This is a genomic window from Streptomyces sp. NPDC047515 (assembly GCF_040643055.1).
GTDB lineage: Bacteria > Actinomycetota > Actinomycetes > Streptomycetales > Streptomycetaceae > Streptomyces.
In genome coordinates this window covers 55,879-79,681 of record NZ_JBEYTM010000032.1, presented here as the reverse complement: position 1 = coordinate 79,681, position 23,803 = coordinate 55,879, and the positions used below count along the sequence as shown (strand labels likewise).

Annotated in this window: 22 protein-coding genes; 13 read left to right on the top strand and 9 right to left on the bottom strand. The window is 70.4% G+C overall.

Annotated elements, in window-relative coordinates; all coding sequences use genetic code 11:
* Positions 1 to 17: 17 nt before the first annotated feature.
* Together ABZ826_RS24745 and ABZ826_RS24740 are read right to left on the bottom strand one after the other, a co-directional pair.
* Positions 18 to 443, bottom strand: coding sequence for a cold shock domain-containing protein (locus tag ABZ826_RS24745; RefSeq protein ID WP_361452226.1), 426 nt, complete (start codon positions 441 to 443; stop codon positions 18 to 20).
* Between the two features lie 111 nt (positions 444 to 554).
* On the bottom strand, positions 555 to 1,430 hold the full coding sequence (locus tag ABZ826_RS24740; protein ID WP_361452223.1) for a DMT family transporter: 876 nt from the start codon (positions 1,428 to 1,430) through the stop codon (positions 555 to 557).
* A 130-nt stretch (positions 1,431 to 1,560) separates the two neighbouring features.
* On the opposite strand from ABZ826_RS24740, the gene ABZ826_RS24735 reads away from it, so the two are divergent.
* Positions 1,561 to 2,754, top strand: a complete 1,194-nt coding sequence (locus ABZ826_RS24735; RefSeq protein ID WP_361452220.1) for a winged helix DNA-binding domain-containing protein — start codon at positions 1,561 to 1,563, stop codon at positions 2,752 to 2,754.
* A gap of 61 nt (positions 2,755 to 2,815) precedes the next feature.
* On the opposite strand, the gene ABZ826_RS24730 is transcribed toward ABZ826_RS24735, so the two are convergent.
* A complete protein-coding gene (locus ABZ826_RS24730; RefSeq protein ID WP_361452217.1) occupies positions 2,816 to 3,658 on the bottom strand; it encodes a LuxR C-terminal-related transcriptional regulator in 843 nt (280 codons plus the stop codon).
* Between the two features lie 180 nt (positions 3,659 to 3,838).
* Here ABZ826_RS24730 and ABZ826_RS24725 point away from each other — a divergent pair, with 180 nt between their 5' ends.
* Both ABZ826_RS24725 and ABZ826_RS24720 read left to right on the top strand, forming a co-directional pair.
* The gene (locus ABZ826_RS24725) at positions 3,839 to 5,515 is read left to right on the top strand and encodes an AMP-binding protein (protein ID WP_361452214.1); all 1,677 of its coding nucleotides are present in this window, start codon (positions 3,839 to 3,841) and stop codon (positions 5,513 to 5,515) included.
* Positions 5,512 to 7,173 carry an AMP-binding protein gene (locus ABZ826_RS24720; RefSeq protein ID WP_361452211.1) on the top strand — a complete coding sequence of 554 codons (1,662 nt, stop codon included), beginning with the start codon at positions 5,512 to 5,514 and terminating at the stop codon, positions 7,171 to 7,173. Before ABZ826_RS24725 ends, ABZ826_RS24720 begins: the two co-directional genes overlap by 4 nt.
* A gap of 57 nt (positions 7,174 to 7,230) precedes the next feature.
* Here the strand turns inward: ABZ826_RS24720 and ABZ826_RS24715 are convergent, their stop codons facing one another.
* From ABZ826_RS24715 to ABZ826_RS24705, 3 genes are all read right to left on the bottom strand, one after another.
* Positions 7,231 to 7,452, bottom strand: a complete 222-nt coding sequence (locus ABZ826_RS24715; RefSeq protein WP_361452208.1) for a hypothetical protein — start codon at positions 7,450 to 7,452, stop codon at positions 7,231 to 7,233.
* Between the two features lie 77 nt (positions 7,453 to 7,529).
* A complete protein-coding gene (locus ABZ826_RS24710; RefSeq protein WP_361452205.1) occupies positions 7,530 to 8,084 on the bottom strand; it encodes a GNAT family N-acetyltransferase in 555 nt (184 codons plus the stop codon).
* Positions 8,085 to 8,160: 76 nt separating this feature from the next.
* Positions 8,161 to 8,886, bottom strand: a complete 726-nt coding sequence (locus ABZ826_RS24705) for a hypothetical protein (protein WP_361452247.1) — start codon at positions 8,884 to 8,886, stop codon at positions 8,161 to 8,163.
* A 323-nt stretch (positions 8,887 to 9,209) separates the two neighbouring features.
* Between ABZ826_RS24705 and gcl the strand changes: the two genes are divergently transcribed.
* Positions 9,210 to 10,985, top strand: coding sequence for a glyoxylate carboligase (gene gcl / locus ABZ826_RS24700; RefSeq protein ID WP_361452202.1), 1,776 nt, complete (start codon positions 9,210 to 9,212; stop codon positions 10,983 to 10,985).
* A gap of 485 nt (positions 10,986 to 11,470) precedes the next feature.
* On the opposite strand, the gene ABZ826_RS24695 is transcribed toward gcl, so the two are convergent.
* The 3 genes from ABZ826_RS24695 to ABZ826_RS24685 all read right to left on the bottom strand — a co-directional run bounded on the left by ABZ826_RS24695 (position 11,471) and on the right by ABZ826_RS24685 (position 14,918).
* Positions 11,471 to 12,928 (bottom strand): catalase, encoded by a 1,458-nt coding sequence (locus ABZ826_RS24695; RefSeq protein WP_361452199.1) that lies wholly within the window; start codon positions 12,926 to 12,928, stop codon positions 11,471 to 11,473.
* 203 nt (positions 12,929 to 13,131) lie between these two features.
* A complete protein-coding gene (locus tag ABZ826_RS24690) occupies positions 13,132 to 14,031 on the bottom strand; it encodes a 2-hydroxy-3-oxopropionate reductase (RefSeq protein ID WP_361452196.1) in 900 nt (299 codons plus the stop codon).
* Between the two features lie 47 nt (positions 14,032 to 14,078).
* Positions 14,079 to 14,918, bottom strand: coding sequence for a TIM barrel protein (locus ABZ826_RS24685; protein WP_361452193.1), 840 nt, complete (start codon positions 14,916 to 14,918; stop codon positions 14,079 to 14,081).
* Between the two features lie 226 nt (positions 14,919 to 15,144).
* Between ABZ826_RS24685 and ABZ826_RS24680 the strand changes: the two genes are divergently transcribed.
* From ABZ826_RS24680 to ABZ826_RS24640, 9 genes are all read left to right on the top strand, one after another.
* On the top strand, positions 15,145 to 16,350 hold the full coding sequence (locus ABZ826_RS24680) for a lactonase family protein (RefSeq protein ID WP_361452190.1): 1,206 nt from the start codon (positions 15,145 to 15,147) through the stop codon (positions 16,348 to 16,350).
* Positions 16,351 to 16,468: 118 nt separating this feature from the next.
* The gene (locus ABZ826_RS24675) at positions 16,469 to 16,720 is read left to right on the top strand and encodes a hypothetical protein (RefSeq protein ID WP_361452187.1); all 252 of its coding nucleotides are present in this window, start codon (positions 16,469 to 16,471) and stop codon (positions 16,718 to 16,720) included.
* Positions 16,717 to 17,094 carry a helix-turn-helix domain-containing protein gene (locus tag ABZ826_RS24670; protein WP_361452184.1) on the top strand — a complete coding sequence of 126 codons (378 nt, stop codon included), beginning with the start codon at positions 16,717 to 16,719 and terminating at the stop codon, positions 17,092 to 17,094. Before ABZ826_RS24675 ends, ABZ826_RS24670 begins: the two co-directional genes overlap by 4 nt.
* A 189-nt stretch (positions 17,095 to 17,283) precedes the next feature.
* Complete coding sequence (gene uraD / locus ABZ826_RS24665; protein ID WP_361452181.1) at positions 17,284 to 17,796, top strand: 2-oxo-4-hydroxy-4-carboxy-5-ureidoimidazoline decarboxylase; 513 nt, start codon at positions 17,284 to 17,286, stop codon at positions 17,794 to 17,796.
* Entirely contained in the window at positions 17,796 to 18,185 is a 390-nt protein-coding gene (gene uraH, locus ABZ826_RS24660) for a hydroxyisourate hydrolase (protein ID WP_361452178.1), read from the top strand. The genes uraD and uraH overlap by 1 nt, the downstream gene beginning before the upstream one ends.
* 5 nt (positions 18,186 to 18,190) lie before the next feature.
* Positions 18,191 to 19,114 carry a factor-independent urate hydroxylase gene (gene pucL / locus ABZ826_RS24655; RefSeq protein WP_361452175.1) on the top strand — a complete coding sequence of 308 codons (924 nt, stop codon included), beginning with the start codon at positions 18,191 to 18,193 and terminating at the stop codon, positions 19,112 to 19,114.
* Positions 19,115 to 19,182: 68 nt separating this feature from the next.
* Positions 19,183 to 20,580 (top strand): nucleobase:cation symporter-2 family protein, encoded by a 1,398-nt coding sequence (locus ABZ826_RS24650; RefSeq protein WP_361452172.1) that lies wholly within the window; start codon positions 19,183 to 19,185, stop codon positions 20,578 to 20,580.
* A gap of 43 nt (positions 20,581 to 20,623) precedes the next feature.
* Entirely contained in the window at positions 20,624 to 22,021 is a 1,398-nt protein-coding gene (locus ABZ826_RS24645; protein WP_361452169.1) for an 8-oxoguanine deaminase, read from the top strand.
* 318 nt (positions 22,022 to 22,339) lie between these two features.
* The gene (locus ABZ826_RS24640; protein ID WP_361452244.1) at positions 22,340 to 23,722 is read left to right on the top strand and encodes a nucleobase:cation symporter-2 family protein; all 1,383 of its coding nucleotides are present in this window, start codon (positions 22,340 to 22,342) and stop codon (positions 23,720 to 23,722) included.
* Positions 23,723 to 23,803 lie beyond the last annotated feature (81 nt).

Below are 23,803 nucleotides of genomic sequence, written 5' to 3'. Positions count from 1 at the left end.
TCGTGCGGTGCGCGCCGTCAGCCCTCGGTCCAGCCGTGGTTCTTGGCGAACTGCAGCAACCCGCCCCGGATCTGGAGGATCTGAGCGCCCGTCAGTGAAGGTGCCGACTCCAGCAGGACATCGGTGACCTCCCTCGTGTACTCGGCCGCGCTGAGCACGTCGCACAGCGTGTCGTCGTCCGCGGATCCGGCGATGCCGGCCGCGGCGGGCCGCGGGGGAGTCAGCGGCCTCCCGTCGGGCCCCTCGGCTAGCCGGACGGACGACGCCTTCAGCCCCCGGTCACCGTCCTCGATCTCGAAATCGACCGCCGTGCCCGTGCGCACATAGGACTCGGGGATCAGCATGTCGTTGACATGGAGGAACACATCCTCACCGCCGTGATCGGGTGCGATGAAGCCATATCCCCGTGCGCTGTCGAACCGCACCACGCGACCGGAAACCACACCAACCCCCAAGGAAGAACCGGGCCCCTCGCCCCTCGCCACACATGGCTTGACCGGAGAATAGCCCCGTGCGGTCGGACCGCGCGACCCGATCCCGGTAATCGGCCGGGCTCATCCGAGCCTGCGCTCGGGCGGCGGCGCGGTCCCGGACGCCAGCGGGGAGCGGGCCAGTTCGATGCAGCCCACCGTGATCAGAGCGACCGCGACCAGTTCGGGCAGCACCCACCACCCGGTGCGCAGCTCCTCGCCGAACAGCGTCACCCCGTACAGGACGCTGATCAGCGCGTCGCCGAGGGTCAGCGGCGGCTGGACGGCGACCAGCATGCCGGCTTGGAGCGCGTTCTGGAGGAGGAACAGCGAGCCCACCCCGGCCGCCGCGGTGGCGTACAGCTGCCACGACGTGAAGAGCGCCGCCGCTCCGCCGCCCCCTTCGAGCCGCGCCATGGCGTCCTTCATGAGCGCGGCCGTGAGCGCGTACCCGCATGCCGCCGCGAGGCCGAGCAGTGCGCCCCGGGGGTTGCCGCGCGTGCTCAGGGCCGCGCCGATCAGCACGGCCTCGAAGATGCCGGTCAGAATGAGTGCGGGCACCCAGACCGCGCCGTGCACGGACGTGGCGCCGCCGCCCGGTGCCGCTGAGGCCATGCCCAGGGCCAGCCCCAGGGTCACCGCCACCACCGCGTACCAGATCGACCGGGGCAGCCGGACCCGCATGACGAACCCGGCCATCAGCAGCGTGGCCGGCAGTTCGATCACGAAGATCGGCTGGACCACGGCGATCGGACCGGTGGCCAGCGCCACGGCCTGGCAGACGGCCGCGACGATCACCAGGCCGATCCCGGCGAGCCACACCCGCCGCCGCAGCAGATGCCCGATCAGCGCCAGACGCATCGCCTCGCTGTCGGGGACGGTGCGGGCGGCGCGGCGCTGGAGGACGGAGGCCGCGCCGTTGCTGAACGCAGTCAGGACAGCGAACAGGACACTGATCACCCACCCATGATGCGGGCGGAGGGCCCGCGATTTGGGGTCCTGCGGTCCGGCGGCATGGCGGGGCGCACTGCTCGGGTCCGGGCGGCCATGCGGACCGAAGGTGTCCGCGAGTCCGCGTAGCGTGCCGTTCATGTCAGCGAAGAAGGACCCCGCCGCGCCCGCCGTGCTCTCCCCGCGCGCGCTGGGCCGCGCCACGCTGGAACGCCAGCTGCTGCCGCGCCGGACCACGATGTCCGCGAAGGGCGCCGTCGAGCATCTCGTCGGTCTCCAGGCGCAGAACACCAAGCCGCCCTACTACCAGCTCCTCGCCCGCCTCGACGGATTCGACCCGGCCGAGCTCGCCGGGCTGATGGAGTCCCGCGAGGTGGTGCGCATCGTCACCCTGCGCTCCACCATCCACCTGCACACCGCCGCCGACGCGCTCACCCTGCGCCCGCTCGTCCAGGCGGCGCGCGACCGGGAGCTCAGGACGTTCCGCGAGGGGCTCGTCGGAGTGGACCCGGACCGGCTCACCACGATCGTCAGGAAGTTCGTCGAGGAACGGCCCCGTACCCCCCGGGAGATCCGCGAGGCACTGCTCGCCGAGTGGCCCGACGCCGACGCGCAGTCCCTGGGCGTGGCCGCCCGCTGTCTGCTGCCGCTGGTCCAGGTCACCCCGCGCGGGGTGTGGGGCAGGAGCGGAGGGATCGCGCTGACCACCGCCGAGCACTGGCTCGGCAGCCCGTCCGGCCCGGTGCCCGCACCCGGTGCCACCGTGCTGCGCTACCTCGGCGCCTTCGGGCCCGCCTCCGTCCGGGACCTGCAGGCGTGGTCCGGACTGACCCGGATGCGCGAGGTCCTCGAACGGCTGCGGCCACGGCTCATCACCTTCCGGGACGAGAACGGCGTCGAGCTCTTCGACCTGCCGGACGCCCCGCGCCCCGACGAGGACACCCCCGCCCCGCCGCGCTTCCTGCCCGAGTTCGACAATGTACTGCTCGGCCACGCGGACCGTTCGCGCGTGATCCCGCCGCGGTATCGGGGGCGCAACGGGAACGGCAACCAGGCGTACGGCACGGTGCTGGTCGACGGATTCCTCGCGGCGATCTGGCGGCTCGGCGACGGGTCCGGGTCCCGGCCCGGTTCCGGGGTGCGTTCCGGTTCCGGCCGGGCGGCGGCCCTCACCGTGCAGCCGCTCGGCAGGCTGAGCCGGGCCGATCGCGACGCCGTCACCGAGGAGGCCGTACGGATGCTCTCCACCATGACGAGGGCCGGGACGGACGCGGTCACCACAGCGAACGGATACGACATCCGGTTTGCGACGTTCATCGACTTCGGGCCGTGAGCGGCGACCGATGCGCGACCCGTGGAGCGACGGCCGCGGTCCGGCCCCGCGCACCCGCGCCCTACGGCAGCAGCCCCGCGCGCCGCGCCGCCACCACCGCTTCCAGCCGGGTGTGCGCCCCCAACTTGCGCATCGCCGAACGCAGATACCCCTTCACGGTCTCGGGCCGCAGCCCCAGCCGCTCCGCCGCCACCGCGTTCGTCGTCCCCGCCGCCACGCACGCCAGCACGTCCACCTCGCGCGGTGCCAGGTGCACGTCGCAGGGTTTCGGCACACGGGCCCCGGCCGCCGAGGCGAGCCGCCCGCACACCGCGAGCAACTCGTCGCGCAATGCCGGGTCCATCACCTTCGGGACCAGCGCGCGCAGTTCGCGATGGGCCTCGCGGACGTCCTCCCAGGCACCCGGCGCGGCCCTCGGGTCCGTGACCTGCTCCCGCGTCACGGCCAGAAGCTGCTGCACCTCGTCGCGTACGACCAGGGCCTGCTCCACATCACGGGCGGCGGCGACCGCCGCGTCGAACGTACGGTCCCCGAGCGTGACCGGCTCGCGCAGCGCCCCGTACAGCACGCCGCGCACCCTGCGCCGCACGACGACGGGCACCGCCACCACCGAGCGCAGGCCCTCCGCCGCGACCGCCATGTCGTACTCGTGGCTGATGTGGCGCGAGGAGCGGTAGTCGGTCACCGCACACGGCCGGGACAGGGCGATCGACTTGCCGCCCAGCCCACTGCCCGCCGAGATGACGAGCCCACGCAGGGCGCCGGTCTGCGCCCCGTTCAGCTCGGCGATCCGGGCATGCCGGGCGTCCGAGAGCAGCCCGCCGAAGGCCACGGGCACCCCGCTGGTCCGGCGCAGCCGCAGCAACGCCGCTTGCATCTCCACCGCATCGACGGATTCCGGCACGCTGACGCCTTTCTGCCCGGCTCCCGAGGCCCGGCAGCTTCCCGGGCACGCCCTGAAAACCTCGGCCGGGCCGGGATCCTCAGCACCCGTCCGGCCGCACCCCCGTTCGGGGGTGGTGAGACCTCGGTCACTGTTTACATGATGTTAAGCGACCGGTCCGGTACGCAATGAGGAGGGCACATGTCGGCAACCAGCGCGACGGAGACGTTCCGGGCCGCCCGGGACTTTCTGCTGCGGCACCGCGAGGACTACCACGCCGCCTACGAGGGCTTCCGCTGGCCGCGGACGGAGCACTTCAACTGGGCGCTCGACTGGTTCGACGCCATCGCCGAGAACAACGACCGCACCGCCCTGCACATCGTGGAGGAGGACGGCGGCCGCACCGAGGTGTCCTTCGCGCGGATGTCCGCCCGCTCCAACCAGGCCGCGAACTGGCTGCGCGCCCAGGGGGTACGGGCCGGGGACCGGATCCTCGTCATGCTCGGCAATCAGGTCGAGCTGTGGGAGACTGCCCTCGCCGCGATGAAGCTGCGCGCCGTCGTCATCCCCGCCACCCCCCTCCTCGGCCCGGTCGATCTGCGCGACCGGGTGGAGCGCGGCCGGGTCCGGCACGTTCTGGTACGGGACACCGACACCGCCAAGTTCACGGAAGTGCCCGGCGACTACACCCGGATCGCCGTCGGCGCGGCCGTGCCCGGCTGGCTGTCGTACACCGGTGCCGACGAGCGGCCGGAGACCTTCGAGGCGGACCGCGAGACGGACGCCGACGAGCCGCTGATGCTGTACTTCACCTCCGGTACGACCGCCAGCCCCAAGCTCGTCGAGCACACCCATGTCTCCTACCCCGTGGGTCACTTGTCGACGATGTACTGGATCGGCCTCAAGCCCGGGGACGTCCACCTCAACATCTCCTCGCCCGGCTGGGCCAAGCACGCCTGGTCCAACCTCTTCGCGCCCTGGAGCGCCGAGGCGACCGTCTTCATCTTCAACTACACCCGCTTCGACGCGGGCCGGCTGATGGCCGAGATGGACCGCTCGGGCGTCACCAGCTTCTGTGCCCCGCCCACGGTCTGGCGGATGCTGATCCAGGCCGACCTCTCCCAGCTGAAGACCCCGCCGCGCGAGGTCGTCGCGGCCGGGGAGCCGCTGAACCCGGAGGTCATCGAGACGGTGCGGCGCACCTGGGGCGTCACCATCCGGGACGGCTTCGGCCAGACCGAGACCGCGGTCCAGGTCGCCAACACCCCCGGTCAGCTGCTGAAGGCCGGTTCGATGGGACGGCCCAGCCCCGGTTTCAGGGTCGAGCTCCTCGATCCGGTCACCGGCGAGCCGGGCGCGGCCGAGGGCGAGATCTCCCTCGATCTGTCCGTGCGTCCGGTGGGTCTGATGACCGGGTACCACGGCGAGCCGGACCGGACCGCCGAGGTCATGGCGGGCGGCTACTACCGCACCGGTGACATCGGCTCCCGCGACGAGGACGGCTACATCACCTACGTCGGCCGGGCGGACGACGTCTTCAAGGCGTCCGACTACAAGATCTCGCCGTTCGAGCTGGAGAGCGCCCTGCTGGAGCACGAGGCGGTGGCCGAGGCCGCGGTGGTCCCGGCCCCCGATCCGGTACGGCTCGCGGTGCCGAAGGCGTACGTCGTGCTCGCGGAGGGCTGGGAGCCCGGACCCGACACGGCGAAGGTGCTGTTCGAGCACTCCCGAGCGGTCCTCGCCCCGTACAAGCGGATCCGTCGGCTGGAGTTCGCCGAGCTGCCCAAGACCGTATCCGGCAAGATCCGCCGCGTCGAGCTGCGCGAGCGCACGGCCCGCGGCACCGGCACCGAGTACGACGAGGGGGATCTGCGATGAGCGAGCTGTCCTATGCGTATGGCACCGGGACCACGGCGCTGCTCGACGACACCATCGGACGCAATCTCGACCGCGCCGTCGAGGCGTTCGGCGAGCGTGAGGCGCTCGTCGACGTGGCGTCCGGGCGGCGTTGGACGTACGCCGGATTCGGCGCGGCGGTCGACGAGCTGGCCCGTGCGCTGATGGCGTCGGGGGTGGCCAAGGGCGACCGGGTCGGAATATGGGCGGTCAACTGCCCCGAGTGGGTGCTGGTGCAGTACGCCACCGCCCGCGTCGGAGCCGTGATGGTCAACATCAACCCGGCCTACCGGGCGCACGAGCTGGAGTACGTCCTGAAGCAGGCCGGGATCTCGCTCCTGGTCGCCTCGCTCTCGCACCGCACCAGTGACTACCGCGCCCTGGTCGGGCAGGTCCGTGCCGACTGCCCGGCCCTGCGCGCCGTGCACTACATCGGCGACCCGACCTGGGGCGAGCTGCTGGCCAAGGCGGATGCGGTCACTGTCGAACAACTCGCCGCCAGGGAAGCGGAGTTGTCCTGCGGCGACCCGATCAACATCCAGTACACCTCCGGCACCACCGGCTTCCCGAAGGGCGCCACGCTCTCCCACCACAACATCCTCAACAACGGCTACTTCGTGGGGGAGCTGGTCGCCTACACCGAACAGGACCGGGTCTGTCTGCCCGTCCCCTTCTACCACTGCTTCGGCATGGTCATGGGCAATCTCGGCATCACCTCGCACGGTGCCTGCATCGTGATCCCGGCCCCGGCGTTCGAGGCAGCCGCCGTGCTCGAAGCCGTTCAGCGGGAGCGCTGCACCTCGCTGTACGGCGTCCCCACCATGTTCATCGCGGAGCTGAACCTGCCCGGCTTCGCCTCCTACGACCTCACCTCGCTGCGCACCGGCATCATGGCCGGATCGCCGTGCCCGGTCGAGGTGATGAAGCGGGTCGTCGCCGAGATGCACATGGACGAGGTGTCCATCTGTTACGGCATGACGGAGACCTCACCGGTCTCCACCCAGACCCGTCGGGACGACGATCTGGAGCGCCGCACCGGCACCGTCGGCCGCGTCATGCCGCACCTGGAGGTCAAGGTCGTCGACCCGGCGACCGGCGTGACCCTGGAGCGCGGCGCGGCGGGCGAACTCTGCACCCGCGGCTACAGCGTGATGCTCGGTTACTGGGAGCAGCCCGAGCGCACGGCGGAGGCGATCGACGCGGGCCGCTGGATGCACACCGGGGATCTCGCCGTGATGCGGGAGGACGGTTATGTACAGATCGTCGGCCGGATCAAGGACATGATCATCCGCGGTGGCGAGAACGTGTATCCGAGGGAGGTCGAGGAGTTCCTCCACCGGCACCCGAAGGTCGCGGATGTGCAGGTGGTGGGCGTACCGGACGACACGTACGGTGAGGAGGTCCTGGCCTGCGTCATCCCGAGGGACCCGGCGGATCCGCCGACCCTGGAGGAGGTGAGGGACTACTGCCGCGGGCAGTTGGCGCACTACAAGATCCCGCGCCGCCTGCAGATCCTGGAGGCCTTCCCGATGACGGTCAGCGGGAAGGTCCGGAAGATCGAACTGCGGGAGGCCCACGGCCGCCAGGGCCCACCGTCCGGATCGGGACGGATGAGCGAGGGGCACCCGAGCCCGGCCTGACGCGAACGACAGGCCCCAGGACCGGGGCATGCGGGCGGAGATCCCCCCGCGGTGTCGTCAGGCGGCCTCGATGATGTCGCCGGCGACACCCCGGGTCGCGGCCGCCCATTCGATCAACAGTACCTCGTAGGCGGCGGACTCCACGGAGGACCAGTCCTCGCCGGCTCGCGCGTCGACCAATGCCCGTATCGCCTCGTTCGCCTGGGCGGCGGACGGGGACACCGGTCGGGTGGTGCGCGACGGGTCGGTGGGTGGCATGTGCCGTGGAGTTAAAGCCATGTCACCCACCTTAAGGCCCGCCACCGACAACCGACCGAACATTTGTGGCCCCCGGGCCCGAACGTGACCGATTGCACTCACTGTTGCCGGTCGGTTCCGCTGCGGAGCGGCGCGTGCGCGGCGCGCGGGATCTCGCGCCGCATGCAGACCCTGGGCCAGCGGTCCAGGCCGTGTTCGGCCTCCTCCGCCCTGATCTTCCGCAGCCCGTCGGTGAGTTCGGCCTCCCTGAGCAGACGGAAGCCGAGCCGGGTGTAATACGGGGCGTTCCACGGGACGTGGGAGAAGGTCGTGAGTGTGAGCGCGTCCATGCGCCGGGCGGCGGCCCACCCGGCGAGGTGGTCGATGAGCGTGCCGCCCAGACCACGTCGTGCCGCGGACGGGTGGACGGACACCTGCTCGATGTGGGCCGCGCCGTCGACCGGGTCGGCGATCAGATAGCCGACCGGGCGGTCACCGGCGTCCACGGCCACCCAGGCGCGGCCGGCCCGGCGGTAGTCGTCCAGCAGGTCGAGCGCCGGAGGGTCGTCGTCCGCGATGGCGGACATGCCGAGCGCGCGGAACGGTTCACCGGCGGCGCGCTCGATGTCCTGCAGCAGGGGAAGATCGCAGCGGCGGGCGGTACGGATACGCATACGGCCAGTATGGCGCTCCGGGAAGGGCGCGGACCGAGCCGCGCATGGGGGCGGGTGTCCCGGGTGCCGGCCGGTCTCAGGCGCCGGTGCTGTTCAGTTCGTCCGCGGGGCTGTTGACCGGCCGCGGCGTTCCCGCGGGGTCCAGCACGAAGAGCGGCATGCCGAGGCCGTCCGCGCCCGCCTCGGCGTCCTGCGCGTAGCCCGCGAGTGAGAAGAACACGCTGGTGACGGACGCGGTGAGCGCGTGCAGCCAGAGGCACTCGATGTCGCGCAGGGTGGTCGGGAGGGGGCTGGTGCCGACCTGGACGATCAGCCCGGTGGCCCGCAGATCGATCCGCACCGGGGAACGGCCCGTCGGCCGCAGCACATCCTCGTAGCCCAGCCACTCCAGATACCGGGCGGCGCTCTCGATCGCGTCGTGCGCCGTGCGGATCGGCAGGGGCCGGAACGCCGGCCGGGGCGGCGGTGCCGTACGCGGCAGCGGAATGTGCGCGGGACGGTCGGGCCGCGACCGGTCGGCGGGGGCGGCGCCGTCGCCCTCGGCCGCCGGCCGCACCGGTATCCGCAGCACCGTCCCGCACGGGCAGCACAGCTCCGGCTGCGGCCACTGGTCGTGGCGCCCACAGGTGCGGCAGCGCACCGTCACCCAGTCGTCGATCCAGGTGCGGTGCGTGATCGGTGCGACCGGGGCGCCGCGCAGCACGGGTGGGGAGGTCGGCGCACCGCACGGGCAGGGGAAGACCTGCGGGCTGTACGTGTGGTCGCGGCGGCAGGCCGGGCAGCGTACCGGCACCGACTCCACCATGATCTCCCTCCGGCCCGCGCGCCCGGCGACGGGGCACCTCGGCACACCGGAACGCGCCGGCGGCGACCGATACGGGCCTTGGCTGCGCTCGTGTCCCCCATGGTCCACCAAGAGCGAGGTCCCGGGGAGTCACTTGGCGGACTTCGCGGACCTGCGCGCATCGGTCCCGCCGCCCGGACTCTCTTGACGGTCGCCCGGCCGCGCTTTAGATTTACTTCCGTATAACAGAATCAAATTTCCGTAATGCGGAATTGGCGCTCTCAGGTGGCGCGACAGAGCCCGAATCCACCAGGTCCGAGCAGGAGCACTCAATGCCTCGAATGACCGCTGCCCGAGCGGCAGTTGAGATCCTCAAGCGCGAAGGCGTCAGTAACGCGTTCGGTGTGCCGGGCGCGGCGATCAACCCCTTCTACGCGGCCCTCAAGGCATCCGGCGGGGTTCATCACACGCTCGCCCGCCACGTCGAGGGTGCCTCCCACATGGCGGAGGGCTACACCCGGGCGCGCGCGGGCAACATCGGTGTCTGCATCGGCACGTCGGGACCGGCCGGCACCGACATGATCACCGGCCTCTACTCCGCCATCGCCGACTCCATCCCGATCCTCTGCATCACCGGCCAGGCCCCGACCGCCGTGCTCCACAAGGAGGACTTCCAGGCGGTCGACATCGCCTCGATCGCGGCGCCTGTCACCAAGGCCGCCACGACCGTCCTCGAAGCCGCCCAGGTCCCGGGCGTCTTCCAGCAGGCCTTCTACCTGATGCGCACCGGCCGTCCCGGCCCGGTCCTCATCGACCTGCCCATCGACGTCCAGCTCACCGAGATCGAGTTCGACCCCGATCTGTACGAGCCGCTGCCGGTGCACAAGCCCGCCGCGACCCGCAAGCAGATCGAGCGCGCCGTGGAGATGCTGAACGCCTCCGAGCGTCCGCTGCTCGTCGCGGGCGGCGGCATCATCAACGCCGACGCGTCCGAACTCCTCGTGGAATTCGCAGAGTTGACCGAAGTCCCGGTCGTCCCGACCCTGATGGGCTGGGGCATCATCGCCGACGACCACGAACTGAACGCGGGCATGGTCGGCCTGCAGACCTCGCACCGCTACGGCAACGCGAACTTCCTGGAGTCCGACTTCGTCCTCGGCATCGGCAACCGCTGGGCCAACCGCCACACCGGCAAGCTCGACGTCTACACCCGGGGCCGCACCTTCGTCCACGTGGACATCGAGCCCACCCAGCTCGGCAAGATCTTCGCCCCCGACCTCGGCATCGCCTCCGACGCCAAGGCCGCGCTGGAGCTGTTCGTCGAGGTGGCGCGCGAGCTGAAGGCGGCCGGGAAGCTCAAGGACCGCTCGGAGTGGGCCGCGTCCACCCAGGAGCGCCGGGCCACGCTGCAGCGCCGTACGCACTTCGACAACGTGCCGCTGAAGCCGCAGCGGGTGTACGAGGAGATGAACCGGGCCTTCGGCCCCGAGGCCCGGTACGTCACCACGATCGGCCTCTCCCAGATCGCCGGTGCGCAGATGCTGCACGTCTACCGGCCGCGCCACTGGATCAACTGCGGCCAGGCGGGACCGCTGGGCTGGACGATCCCGGCCGCGCTGGGCGTCGCCACCGCCGACCCGGACGGTTCCGTCGTCGCGCTCTCCGGCGACTACGACTTCCAGTTCATGCTGGAGGAGCTGGCCGTCGGCGCGCAGCACCGCATCCCGTACGTCCACGTCCTGGTGAACAACTCCTACCTGGGGCTGATCCGCCAGGCGCAGCGCAACTTCGACATCGACTTCCAGGTCAACCTGGAGTTCGAGAACCTCAACTCGCCGGAGCTCGGTGTCTACGGCGTCGACCACGTCAAGGTCGTCGAGGGGCTGGGCTGCAAGGCCATCCGCGTCACCGAGCCGGACCAGCTGCTCCCGGCCTTCGAGGAAGCGAAGAAGCTGGCCGCGGAGTTCCGGGTGCCGGTGGTGGTCGAGGCGATCCTGGAGCGCGTGACGAACATCGCGATGAGCGGCACGGACATCGCGTCCGTCAACGAGTTCGAGGACATCGCGACGGAGCCGTCCCACGCCCCGACCGCGATCCGCCCGCTAGCGGCTTCCTGACCGCACGCCGGTCCGCCTGTGGCCCCCGCCCCCGAGTCCCGGGGGCCGGGGCCACAGGCGTGAAACCCGGCTCGCCGGCCGGTGCGCGAGAACGGAACCCGCTGCGGGCGGGGACCGGCGGGCCGGGGAAGCGGGGGAGGTGAACCAGCGTGCGCAGTCCGGGATCGGGAGGTGAACGTGCGCGCGGAGTCCGGGGCCGGGGCGTGGAGAAGGGCGTGGAGCCGGCGGACCGGAACGCGAAGAAGGGCGCGGAGTACGGGACCGTATCCGTACTCCGCGCCCTGGCACGGGTGGTGAAGCGAAAGAACAGGGGTCGCGGCGGCGGCGATCGGGCCGGAGGACCTCGTCTCCTTCAGGTCAGGAGACGGGGCACCCCTGCCCTCACCACCGCACTGGCATCGCACAGCCGCCGCGACCTCGTCCTGCCCGCGCCGTACGAGACCCCTCATCCAGGTACGCGGCGCGGGCAGGGCTCAGTGGCAGGCTCAGTCCTCGCGCAGGGCGCGGACGGCCTCCTCCACGCGCTTGCCGTAGTCGGCGTCGGCGGCGTGGAAGTGGGCGAGGTTCTTCTCGATCACGTCGTCGCGGGTCACCTGGGACAGTCCCCCGGCGATGTTGGCGACCAGTCGGCCCTTCTCGTCCTCGGACATCAGCCGGTACAGCTCACCGGCCTGGAAGAAGTCGTCGTCCTTGGTGTGGGCGGGCGCCGCGTGGGTGCCGGTCCAGCCGTGGATCGCGAGCGGGGCGGAGAGCGCCGCGTCGGTCTGGGCGGGGCCCGCGTACGAGTTGGGCTCGTAGTTCTTGTCGTGACGCGTGCCGTTGCGCGTGGCGTGCAGCCCGTCCCGGCCGTAGTTGTCGACGACCGCGGTGCGCGGCGCGTTCACCGGGAGCTGGGTGTGGTTGACGCCCAGCCGGTAGCGGTGCGCGTCCGCGTAGGCGAACAGCCGGCCCTGGAGCATCTTGTCCGGGGACGGGCCGATGCCGGGCACGAAGTTGTTCGGGGAGAACGCGGCCTGCTCGACCTCGGCGAAGACGTTGTCCGGGTTGCGGTCTAGGACCAGCCGGCCCACCCGCTGCAGCGGGTAGTCCGCGTGCGGCCACACCTTGGTGAGGTCGAACGGGTTGAACCGGTAGTCCGCGGCCTCGGCGGCCGGCATGACCTGCACGTACAGGGTCCAGGACGGGTTCACCCCGCGCTCGATGGCCTGCAGCAGGTCCGTCTGGTGCGAGTTGCCGTCCTTGCCCGCGAGTTCGGCGGCCTGCTCGCTGGAGAGGGAGCGCACTCCCTGGTTCGTCTTGAAGTGGTACTTGACGAAGAAGGCCTCGCCCTCGGCGTTCGTCCACTGGTACGTGTGCGAGCCGTAGCCGTTCATGTGACGGTACGAGGCGGGGATGCCGCGGTCACCCATCAGCCAGGTGACCTGGTGCGTGGCCTCGGGGGCGTGGGCCCAGAAGTCCCAGACGTTGTCCGGCTCCTGACGGCCCGAGAACGGGTCGCGCTTCTGCGAGTGGATGAAGTCGGGGAACTTGATGGGGTCCTTGATGAAGAACACCGGGGTGTTGTTGCCGACCAGGTCGTAATTGCCCTCGTCCGTGTAGAACTTGAGGGCGAAGCCGCGCGGGTCGCGCACCGCGTCCGCGCCGCCCAGCGAGTCGGCGACGGTCGAGAAGCGGATGAACGTCTCGGTGCGCTTGCCGACCTCGGAGAGGAAGTCGGCGTGGGTGAAGGCCGTGACGTCGTCGGTCACTTCGAAGTACCCGTACGCGCCGGAACCGCGGGCGTGGACCACGCGCTCCGGAATGCGCTCCCGGTTGAAGCGCGCCAGCTTCTCCAGGAGGTGCTGGTCCTGGAGGAGGATCGGGCCACCGACGCCGGCGGTGGCGGAGTTCTGATTGTCGGCGACCGGGGCGCCTGACTCGGTCGTAAGAACACGCTGCGTCATGGTGTCGGGGCGACCTTCCGTACGGGAGCTGCTGAACTGCGACGGTCCGGGGCTCCAGGAGCGTAGATACGCCCCGAACCCGACGTCAACAGTTTGTTGAAAATAGAAGTCTGGTGTTCCGGATGGCGCCGACGCCTGGGCGCGACAGGACAGGTGTCAGCGCCGACGCCATCCGGAAGTCTGTGGTTACCGGGCCCGGCCGGTCAGGCCTGGACCGGCTGACCCGACAGGCGCTCGACCGAGCGCAGCAGCGCCGAGTGGTCCAGGCCGCCGTCGCCCTGGGCGCGCAGCGAGGCGACGAGCTGGGCGACGACGGCGCCGACGGGCAGCGCGGCGCCGACGTTGCGGGCGGCGTCCGTGACGATGCCCATGTCCTTGTGGTGCAGGTCGATCCGGAAGCCCGGGGCGAAGTCCCGCTTCAGGAAGTTGTCCTTCTTGCGGGTCAGGACCGTCGAGCCGGCCAGTCCGCCGTTGAGGACGTCCAGCGCGGCGGCGAGGTCGACCCCGGACTTCTCCAGGAAGACGACCGCCTCGGCGCACGCCTGGATGTTGACCGCGACGATCAGCTGGTTGGCGGCCTTCACCGTCTGACCGGAGCCGTGCGGACCGCACAGCACGATGGTCTTGCCGAGCGCCCGGAGGATCGGCTGCGCCGCGTCGAAGTCGGCCTGGTCGCCGCCGACCATGATCGACAGCACGGCCTCGATCGCGCCGGCCTCACCGCCGGAGACCGGGGCGTCCAGCACCCGGATCCCCTTGTCCTTCGCGTTCTTCGCCAGGTCCACGGAGGTCTGCGGCGTGATCGACGACATGTCGATCAGCAGCGCCCCGCGCTTCGCGTTCTCCAGGATGCCGCCGGGGCCGTAGGCGATGGCCTCGACCTGCGGGGAGGCGGGCACCATCGTGATGACGACATCGGCGTCCCGGACCGCCTCGGCGATCGAGCCCGCGCCCGTGCCACCGGCCGCGACCAGCCGGTCGATCTTGTCCTGCTCCAGGGTGTGACCGGTGACGTCGTACCCGGCCTTGATCAGGTTCTCGGACATGGGGGAGCCCATGATGCCGAGTCCGATCCACGCAACCTTGGGGAGGTTGTTGCTCATGAGGGTGCCTTCCGATAAACGTGTGTACGAGGGGGAGTTCGCCGCCCTCAGCGGGCGGCCCGCGCGGTCGCCGGGAGCCACTCGAAGGCCTCGGCGCTCGGCCGGTCGCCCGGCTTGTACTCCAGGCCGACCCAGCCGTCGTAACCGGCCTTCGTCAGCTCATCGAGGAGCTGTTCCAGCGGGAGCGAGCCGGTGCCGGGCGCGCCGCGCCCCGGGTTGTCGGCGATCTGGACGTGGCCGGTCCTGTCGGCGTACGCCGTGATGACCTGGCCGAGGTCCTCGCCGTTCATGGACAGGTGGTACAGGTCGAGCAGGAACTTTGCGTTCCCGAGTCCTGTCGCCGCGTTGACCTTGTCGACGACCTCGATGCCGGCGGGCGCGCTGACCAGGGGGTAGCGCGGCGATTCCGGCTTGTTGAGGGTCTCGATCAGCAGGATCGCCCCGATCCGGTCGGCCGCGCGGGCGGCGACGACCAGGTTCTCCAGGGCGAGTTCGTCCTGCGTGGCCGGGTCCACCCCGTCGACGCGGTTGCCGTAGAGCGCGTTGAGCGCCTTGCAGCCGACCGAGGCGGCGAAGTCGGCCGCCACCTCGATGTTCGCGCGGAAGCGGTCCGACTCCGTGCCGGGCACGGAGAGCGCGCCGCGGTCGGGGCCGGGCAGCTGCCCGGCGTAGAAGTTCAGTCCCACCAACTGCGTGCCCGCGTCGTCGAGCGCCTTCTTGAGGGCGTCGAGCTCGGCCTGCGGCGGGGTGGGGGTCTCGGTCCAGGGCCACCACAGCTCGACCGCCGTGAAGCCCGCCGCGGCGGCGGCCGCGGGACGCTCCAGGAGCGGGAGTTCCGTGAAGAGGATCGAAAGGTTCACATCGAAGCGCTGGTCCGGATAGCCCATGAGGGTTTCGGCGCTCCTTCCGTATTGCGGAAGTTAGTTTCTACGTAACGGAAGATTGCCTGGCGCTGAGAGAGCTGTCAAGGGGGTGCCCGGAATTCGGGCCGGGTGACTTCGTGCGGGTTGTGCGAGGTGAGGCCGGAATTGCGCCGGTTGCCGACGGGGTCCGGGGCGGGCCAGGGTGGCTGGTGCGTCCGATGCAGCCGACCCCCCACACGAGGTACCTCGCATGAACCACGCCACCAGCCGGCGCACCGTCCTCGGAGCCCTGATCGCCGGTGCCGCCCTGTCCGTGGCCCCCGCTCCGCCCGGCTCCTCCCGGCCCCCGAGGGCCGCGCCGGACCCCGCGCCCGCGGTCGGTTCGCGCTCGCGCGCCGCCCGGAAGCTGCTGCTCGGCACATACACCTCGGCCGAGGGCGGGGGCAGGGGAATCGGTACGGCCTCGTACGACGCCACCACCGGGGCGATCTCCGTCGGCCCCGTGATCACCGGCGTCGACAACCCTTCCTACCTGGCGATGCATCCCTCGGGAGCCACCGTCTACGCGGTCGACGAGCAGGACCGGGGCGGGGTGACGGCCGTCGCCCTGTCGCCGGACGGCACTCATCGGGTGCTCGGAACCCGCGGCACGGGCGGGGCGGGCCCCACCCATCTCTCCGTCCACCCCACGGGAAGGTGGCTGCTCACCGCGAACTACACCTCCGGCAGCGTCGCGGTGCACCCCATCGGGGACGACGGCTCACCGGGGGAGCGCACGGACCTGGTCGCCCACACGGCACCTCCGCCCGGCCCCGGCCAGGACGGGCCGCACGCCCACCAGATCATCACCAGCCCCGACGGCGGCCACATCCTCGCCGTGGACCTCGGCAACGACGCCGTGTACACGTACCGGCTGGACGAGGAGCGTGGCACGCTCGCCGAGGTCTCGTACGCGGCCCTGCGTCCCGGGGCCGGGCCGCGGCACCTCACGTTTCATCCGGGTGGCCGTTACGCCTACCTGGCCTGCGAGGTCGACAACACCGCCGTCGTCTGTGGCTACGACCCGGCCACCGGCACCCTGTCCCCGGGCGCCCCGCAGTCCACCGGGACCGGCGCCGGTACCAGCTGTCCGGCGCAGTTCCTGGTCACCGGCGACGGCCGGTTCGCCTACCTGGCCAACCGAGGACACAACAGTCTGACCCGCTACGCCGTCGAGGACGACGGGGCCGCGCTGAGACTGCTCGGCACCGTGCCGGTGGGCGGCGACTTCCCCCGGCAGATCGCCTTCTCGCCCGATGGAGCGCTGCTCTTCGCGGCCAACCAGAGGTCGAGCACGGTGACGGTCTTCCGGGTCGGCGCGAAGGACGGGAGGCTGACCCGCACCGGTAGCGCCTTCCCCGCCCCGGTGGCCGTCTGCGTCCTGCCGTCCCCGGGAACCGGCCCGTCCCGCGGTTGAGAGGCCGCCAGGTGGCCTCCGGGGCGCATCGTCAACCGGACGCCCCGGCCCCCGTCCGCTAGGGTCGGGCCCGAGTCGTGGCCTCGCGGAGGCGCGGCGAGAGCATGAGGGAGGCACAGTGCGCTTGAGGGTGGAGTTCACCACCGAGCCCTTCGATCTCGACGAGGCGCCCGCCCATGCGGTCGTGGCCCGCGAGGTCATCCAGTCGGCCGACCTGGAGGCCGTGGACGTCGGTCCCTTCGGCAACACGGCGGAGGGGGGCGCGGACCAGGTACTCACCGCGGTGGACGCCCTGCTGCGCAGCGCCCTGGCGTCGGGTGCCACCCGGGTGTCGCTCCAGGTCAACGTCATCGGGGAGGACTCGAAGTGACCGAACCGGCGGACCACCCCCTCGTCACCGCGGTCAAGCCGCTCGTCGACGCCATGGGCGCCGAGCTGCTGGGGTGCGAGCAGGCGCAGGCCGACGACATCGTGCTGGCCTGGGAGGGCGAGGACGTCATAGCCGTACGACTGCCCCAGCTCTCGGAGTCGCTCGACCACATCCTGGCCGCCATGGAACGCCGCCTCGGCATGCCGCTCGCCGAGCTCGACCGCAAGACCAAACAGTCGGTGGTGCGGACCCTGGAGGCACGCGGTGCCTTCTCCGTACGGCACGGTGTGGAGACCGTGGCGGGTGCGCTCGGGGTCAGCCGCTTCACCGTCTACAACTACCTCAACAGGGAAAATGCCGCCAAAGGCGAGTAGTTGAGGCCGTAGGTGAGCGAAGGTCGTGGAAGCTCGCCGAAGCCGTCGTCCGGATCACCGGGCGGCGGCTCTTTGTATTCGCGTAATTTCAACAAAGTGTTGACGTGGTGTTGCGGAGGGCGTTAGCTATCCGCAGCCCGACCGACGCGACGCGAAGTACGCACAGCGAAAACAGCCACGGAGGTTCCCGTGACTTCGAGCTCCACACCGGGCCTCGCCCGGTTCAATACCCTGGCGGACGACAAGGCCACCACCGCCTTGCACGAGGTGTGTGCCAGTGCGGCGTGGGGGAGAGCGATCCTCTCCCGGCGCCCGTACGCCACCGCGAAAGCCCTTCTTTCAGCCAGTGACGCCGCCACGGCCGCACTGACCCCGGAGGATCTGGCCGACGCGATGGCCGGCCACCCGCCGATCGGCCGCCCGAAGCCCGGAGACCCGACCTCCTCCCGTGAACAGCGGGGGATGGCCGGCGCCACCGAGGAACTCAAGGCCGAGATGCTCGAACTGAACCTGGCCTACCAGGAACGGTTCGGACACGTCTTCCTGATCTGTGCCACCGGAGCCACCGGTGAGCAGATGCGCGACGCGGTGAAGTCCCGGATCGGGAACTCGCCCGAGCAGGAGCGCGGACACGTGCGCACCGAACTCGGGAAGATCAACCGAATCCGGCTGACCCGTCTTGTGGAAGAGGACAAGGACTGATGAGTACCGAAACCACCGCATCGGTGTCCACGCACATTCTGGACACCAGCGTCGGACGCCCCGCCGAGGGCGTCGCCATCACGCTCGCGGCCCGCTCGGGCCGCGAAGCCGAGTGGGTGGCGCTCGGTGGCTCCGCGACCGATGCGGACGGGCGCTGCAAGGACCTGCCGGCCCTGCCGGAAGGCACTACCCACGTACGGCTCGACTTCGAGGTCGAGACGTACTTCTCCAAGAAGCAAGCCGAGGCGCAGCAGGACGCCCCCCGCGTAAGGGACAGCGGTGCGTTCTTCCCGGAGGTGGCGATCACTTTCGCCGTCGAGCCGGGCGAGCACTATCACGTACCGCTGCTGCTCAACCCGTTCGGCTACTCCGTTTACCGAGGGAGCTAGCAGACATGCCCACGATTCTCGGCCAGAACCAGTACGGCAAAGCAGAGAACCGCGTCGTCAGGATCACGCGGGACGGCGACACCCACCACATCAAGGACCTGAACGTCTCGGTCGCCCTCTCCGGCGACATGCACGACGTGCACTACTCCGGCTCCAACGCCAACGTCCTGCCGACGGACACCACCAAGAACACGGTGTTCGCGTTCGCCAAGGAGCACGGCATCGAGTCCGCCGAGCAGTTCGGCATCCACCTCGCCCGTCATTTTGTGACGTCGCAGGAGCCGATCAAGGTGGCGCGCATCCGGATCCAGGAGTACTCCTGGGAGCGCATAGCGACCTCGGACAACAACTCCAGGTTCATCGGCTCGGACGAGGTCAACCACTCCTTCGCCCGCAAGGGTCAGGAACTGCGCACCACGCAGATCACCTTCGACGGTGAGAAGTGGCAGGTCATCTCGGGCCTCAAGGACCTCACGGTCATGAACTCCACCAACTCGGAGTTCTGGGGCTACGTCAAGGACAAGTACACGACGCTCAAGGAGGCGTACGACCGCATCCTGTGCACCGACGTCTCCACCGTCTGGCGCTACAACTGGACCAGCGACGCCGACCGGATGCCCAACTGGGAGAAGTCGTACGAGCAGGCCAAGAAGCACATCCTGCAGGCCTTCGCCGAGACGTACTCCCTCTCGCTGCAGCAGACCCTCTACCAGATGGGTTCGCGCGTCATCAACAGCCGCAGCGAGATCGACGAGATCCGATTCTCACTGCCGAACAACCACCACTTCCTCGTGGATCTGGAGCCGTTCGGGCTCAAGAACGACAACGAGGTCTACTTCGCGGCGGACCGCCCGTACGGCCTGATCGAGGCCACCGTGCTGCGAGACGGCATCGAGCCGCAGATCCCGGTCGACATGACCAACCTCTGACGCGGCGCTGAGCCGGTCCCCGCCCGCACACAGCCGGGCGGGGACCGGCCGGACCGGAGGGAACTTCCATGGCACAGCCTGCACTCGGGCCGGCAGAAGCAGAAGGCCCGTGTCCCACCCCACCGCAGACCTCGGTCCATCCGGTGGACGAAAAGCTCCGCCCCTCGCGGCTGGTCCCCGCCGCGCTCCAGCACATCGCCGCCATGTACGCGGGTGTCGTCACCCCTCCGCTCATCATCGGCCAGGCAGTCGGCCTCGACACGGCGGGCATGACCCGGCTGATCGCGGCGAGCCTCCTGATCGCCGGCTGCGCCACCATCCTGCAGACCCTCGGCATCGGCGGCTTCGCCGGTAACCGGCTGCCGTTCGTCAACGCCGCGTCCTCCGCCGGAATCGCCCCGATGCTCGCCATCGCCGAGACCAGTGCGCCGGGCCACCAACTCCCCGCGATCTACGGGGCGGTGCTCGTCGCCGGAGTCTTCTGCCTGGCCGTCGGACCGTTCTTCGGCCGGCTGCTGCGCTTCTTCCCGCCGTTGGTCACCGGTGTCGTCATCACCCTGATCGGTGTCACCCTCATGCCCGTCCCGGTCTCCTGGGCCCAGGGCGGCGACAAGAACGCCACCGACTTCGGTGCGATGAAGTACCTCGCGCTGGCCGCCTTCACTCTCGTCGTCATTCTGCTGATCCAGCGGTTCGGACGCGGCTTCCTCAAGCAAGTCGCCCTGCTGATGGGTCTGTTGATCGGTACCCTGGCCGCGATCCCGTTCGGTCTCGCCGACTTCTCCGCGCTGAGGTCCGCGCCGGTCGCCGCGCTGCCCACCCCCTTCGCGTTCGGTGCCCCGGAGTTCCGCCCCGCCGCGATCCTCTCGCTCTGCATCGTCATGCTCGTCCTGATGACCGAGTCGTCCGCAGGGATGCTGGCACTCGGCGAGATCTGCGACCGGCGCACCGACAGCCGGACCATCACCCGCGGACTGCGCACCGACGGCATCGCCACCCTGCTCGGCCCGGTCTTCGGCTCCTTCCCGACCAGCGCCTTCGCGCAGAACGTCGGCGTGGTGTCCCTGACGAAGGTACGCAGCCGCTACGTCGTCGCGGCGGCGGGCGGAGCGCTGCTGGTCCTGGGCGCCTTCCCGGTGCTAGGCGCGGTCGTCTCCCTCGTGCCGATGCCCGTGCTCGGCGGCGCCGGAATCGTCTTGTTCGGCTCGATCGCGGTGAGCGGCATCCGTACGCTCTCCGAGGCCGGTCTCGACGACAGCTCCAACATCATCCTGGTCGCCGTGGCGCTCGGCGCGGGCATCATCCCGCTCGCCGCACCCGGCTTCTATGCGGGATTCCCGTCCTGGGCACAGACCGTGCTGGGCTCCGGAATCAGCGCCGGAGCGCTCGTCGCGGTCCTGCTCAACCTGTTCTTCCACCATCTCGGCACCCATGGCCGCCAGGCCGTGGCACTCAAATCCTCCTAGGGTCCTGCCGTGCCCACATCGCCGGAAAAGAGAAGGAAGCACCATGGCAGCATCGGCAGCTCATGAGTACGTGGAACGCATCGTCATCGAGAACTGTTCGATCGCGACCGTCGACGCCGACGACACCGAGTACGCCTCGGGGCACATCGTCGTCGCGGGCAACCGCATCGAGTCCATCGGTGCGGGCCGGGCACCCGAGGGCCTGGAGAACGTCGTACGCCGCATCGACGGCACCGGACATCTGGTCACGCCGGGCCTGATCAACACCCACCACCACTTCTACCAGTGGATCACCCGCGGTCTGGCCACCGACCACAATCTGTTCGACTGGCTGGTCGCGTTGTACCCGACGTGGGCGCACATCGACGAGCCGATGGTCCGCGCCGCCGCGCAGGGCTCCCTCGCCATGATGGCCCGCGGCGGTGTCACCACCGCCATGGACCACCACTACGTCTTCCCGCAGGGTTCCGGCGACCTGTCCGGCGCCATCATCGGGGCCGCCCGCGACATGGGCGTACGGTTCACCCTCGCCCGGGGCTCCATGGACCGCAGCGTGAAGGACGGCGGGCTGCCGCCGGACTTCGCCGTCGAGACGCTCGACGGTGCGCTCGCCGGCACCGAGGCGACCATCGACGCACACCACGACGCCTCCTTCGACTCGATGACCCAGGTCGCCGCCGCGCCCTGCTCGCCGTTCTCCATCTCCACCGAACTCTTGCGACAGGGCGCCGAGTTGGCCCGCGGCAAGGGAGTGCGCATGCATACCCATGGTTCGGAGACCGTGGAGGAGGAGAAGTTCTGCCACGAGCTGTTCGGGATGGGCCCGACCGACTACTTCGAGTCGACCGGCTGGCTCGGCGAGGACGTCTGGATGGCGCACTGCGTCCATATGAACGACTCCGACATCGCCGCCTTCGCCCGCACCGGAACCGGCGTCGCGCACTGCCCCTCGTCCAACGCCCGGCTCGCCGCGGGGATCGCCCGGGTGCCCGACATGCTCGCCGCGGGTGTCCCGGTCGGCCTGGGCGTCGACGGCACCGCCTCCAATGAGTCCGGCGAACTCCACACCGAACTGCGCAACGCCCTCCTCATCAACCGCCTCGGCGCCCACCGGGAAAAGGCACTGAACGCCCGTCAGGCCCTACGCCTGGGAACGTACGGTGGCGCCCAGGTGCTGGGCCGCGCCGACCAGATCGGCTCCCTGGAGCCCGGCAAGCTCGCCGACCTGGTGCTCTGGAAGCTGGACACCCTCGCCCACGCCTCCATCGCCGACCCGGTGACCGCGCTCGTCTTCGGCGCCGCGGCCCCCGTCACCCTGTCCCTCGTCAACGGCAAGCCGGTCGTCGAGGACAACCACCTCATCACCGCGGACGAGGATGCCATCGCCCGCGCCACCCGCGACGAGGCCCGCCGCCTCGCGCAGATCGCCGCCGGAGCCTGATCCTCCGGGGCACCCCTCATACCGGTCGGCCGAGGGGGACGGCCCTCGGCCGGCCGCCGTGGACCCGAGCGGGGTCCACGGCAGCCGGTGCAGGGGGCGCGTGCTCGCATGCACGCGCCCCCCGTACCGGTGAAGAAAGCTGCCGCACCAGCTGCACGACCTGCCCCTCCTGCACCAACGCACCACTTGCACCACCTCCCTGACACCCGCGTCACCGCAGACGTGTAACCGACCGGAGGAACCGCCGTGGCAGCTACGCCCAGGTTTCGCAACGACGCAGTCGCAGCATCCGACGCCGACCCCCCGCTCGACCCCCTCATCGAACCGGCCTCGGCCGACCGGAAACACCCGGTCGACGAAACGCTTCCCCCACTGAAGATGTTCACCAGCGGCCTCCAGCACGTGGCCGCGATGTACGCGGGTGTGGTGGCCCCGCCCATGATCGTGGGCCCCGCAGTGGGACTCACCCCCAAGGAGACCGCCTTCCTGATGGGGGCGAGCCTCTTCACCGCCGGTCTGGCCACCCTGCTCCAGACGCTCGGCATCTGGCGCATCGGCGCCCGGCTGCCGTTCGTCAACGGGGTCTCCTTCGCCGGAGTCACCCCGATGGTGGCGATCGGAAAGGACCGCGGGCACGACGGGATCGCCGTCATCTTCGGCGCGATCATCGTCGCCGGGGTGCTCGGCTTCCTGCTCGCCCCGTACTTCTGCAAGCTGGTCCGCTTCTTCCCGCCCGTCGTCACCGGCACCGTGATCACCCTGATCGGCGTCTCGCTGCTGCCGGTCGCCTTCAACTGGTCGCAGGGCGGCAACGCCAGGGCCGCCGACTACGGTTCGACGACCAACATCACCATGGCGGCGGTCACGCTGGTGATCGTGCTCGCCCTGCGCAAACTGCTGCGCGGCTTCCTCCAGCAGATCGCCATCCTGCTCGGACTGGTCGCCGGCACGCTGATCGCGATACCGGTCGGCATCACCGACTTCGGCGCCATCAAGGACGCCGACCCGGTCGGCTTCCCGACACCGTTCCACTTCGGGGCACCACAGTTCGAGGCAGCCGCGATCGTCTCCATGTGCATCGTGATGCTGGTCTGCATGACCGAGTCCACCGCGGACATGCTGGCCCTCGGCCGGATCGTGGGCCGTCCGGCGGACGAGCGGACCATCGAGGGAGGTCTGCGCGCCGACACCCTGGGCAGCGCCCTCAGCCCGCTCTTCAACGGCTTCATGTGCAGCGCCTTCGCCCAGAACATCGGACTGGTCGCGATGACCAAGGTCCGCAGCCGCTTCGTGGTGGCCGCGGGCGGCGGCATCCTGATCGTGCTCGGGCTGGTCCCCGTTGCCGCGTCCGTCATCGCGCTCGTCCCGCTGCCCGTCCTCGGGGGCGCGGGCATCGTGCTCTTCGGTTCGGTCGCCGCGAGTGGCATCCAGACGCTGGCGACCGCCGCGCTGGAGAAGGGCGAGAACACGCTGATCGTGGCGGCGGCCGTGGGCGTCGGGCTGATCCCGATCGCCGCGCCGGACTTCTACCACGCGTTCCCGAAGGATCTGCTCGTCGTGCTGGACTCCGGGATCTCCACCGGTTGCGTCGTGGCGATCGTGCTCAACCTGGCCTTCAACCACCTCGGCAGGAAGCGGGGGCCGGAACCGTCGGAGCAGCAGGCGAGCCCGGCGGCCCCGGCCCCGGTGGCCGCACACTGACGGGAAGAACCCTGTCCGGTACGGCGCGGTGGCGCGTACGGCGACCCTCACGGGTGCTGCCGTGGCGCGTACGGCAGCACC

What these genes read in the sequence shown, in the direction of transcription:
- ABZ826_RS24725 (WP_361452214.1), top strand. Translation starts at nt 3,839, where the DNA reads ATGTCGGCAACCAGCGCGACGGAGACGTTCCGGGCCGCCCGGGACTTT.
- ABZ826_RS24710 (WP_361452205.1), bottom strand. Translation starts at nt 8,084, where the DNA reads ATGCGTATCCGTACCGCCCGCCGCTGCGATCTTCCCCTGCTGCAGGAC.
- ABZ826_RS24695 (WP_361452199.1), bottom strand. Translation starts at nt 12,928, where the DNA reads ATGACGCAGCGTGTTCTTACGACCGAGTCAGGCGCCCCGGTCGCCGAC.
- pucL (WP_361452175.1), top strand. Translation starts at nt 18,191, where the DNA reads ATGCCCACGATTCTCGGCCAGAACCAGTACGGCAAAGCAGAGAACCGC.
- ABZ826_RS24720 (WP_361452211.1), top strand. Translation starts at nt 5,512, where the DNA reads ATGAGCGAGCTGTCCTATGCGTATGGCACCGGGACCACGGCGCTGCTC.
- ABZ826_RS24735 (WP_361452220.1), top strand. Translation starts at nt 1,561, where the DNA reads ATGTCAGCGAAGAAGGACCCCGCCGCGCCCGCCGTGCTCTCCCCGCGC.
- ABZ826_RS24690 (WP_361452196.1), bottom strand. Translation starts at nt 14,031, where the DNA reads ATGAGCAACAACCTCCCCAAGGTTGCGTGGATCGGACTCGGCATCATG.
- uraH (WP_361452178.1), top strand. Translation starts at nt 17,796, where the DNA reads ATGAGTACCGAAACCACCGCATCGGTGTCCACGCACATTCTGGACACC.
- ABZ826_RS24685 (WP_361452193.1), bottom strand. Translation starts at nt 14,918, where the DNA reads ATGGGCTATCCGGACCAGCGCTTCGATGTGAACCTTTCGATCCTCTTC.
- ABZ826_RS24680 (WP_361452190.1), top strand. Translation starts at nt 15,145, where the DNA reads ATGAACCACGCCACCAGCCGGCGCACCGTCCTCGGAGCCCTGATCGCC.
- ABZ826_RS24645 (WP_361452169.1), top strand. Translation starts at nt 20,624, where the DNA reads ATGGCAGCATCGGCAGCTCATGAGTACGTGGAACGCATCGTCATCGAG.
- ABZ826_RS24650 (WP_361452172.1), top strand. Translation starts at nt 19,183, where the DNA reads ATGGCACAGCCTGCACTCGGGCCGGCAGAAGCAGAAGGCCCGTGTCCC.
- ABZ826_RS24715 (WP_361452208.1), bottom strand. Translation starts at nt 7,452, where the DNA reads ATGGCTTTAACTCCACGGCACATGCCACCCACCGACCCGTCGCGCACC.
- gcl (WP_361452202.1), top strand. Translation starts at nt 9,210, where the DNA reads ATGACCGCTGCCCGAGCGGCAGTTGAGATCCTCAAGCGCGAAGGCGTC.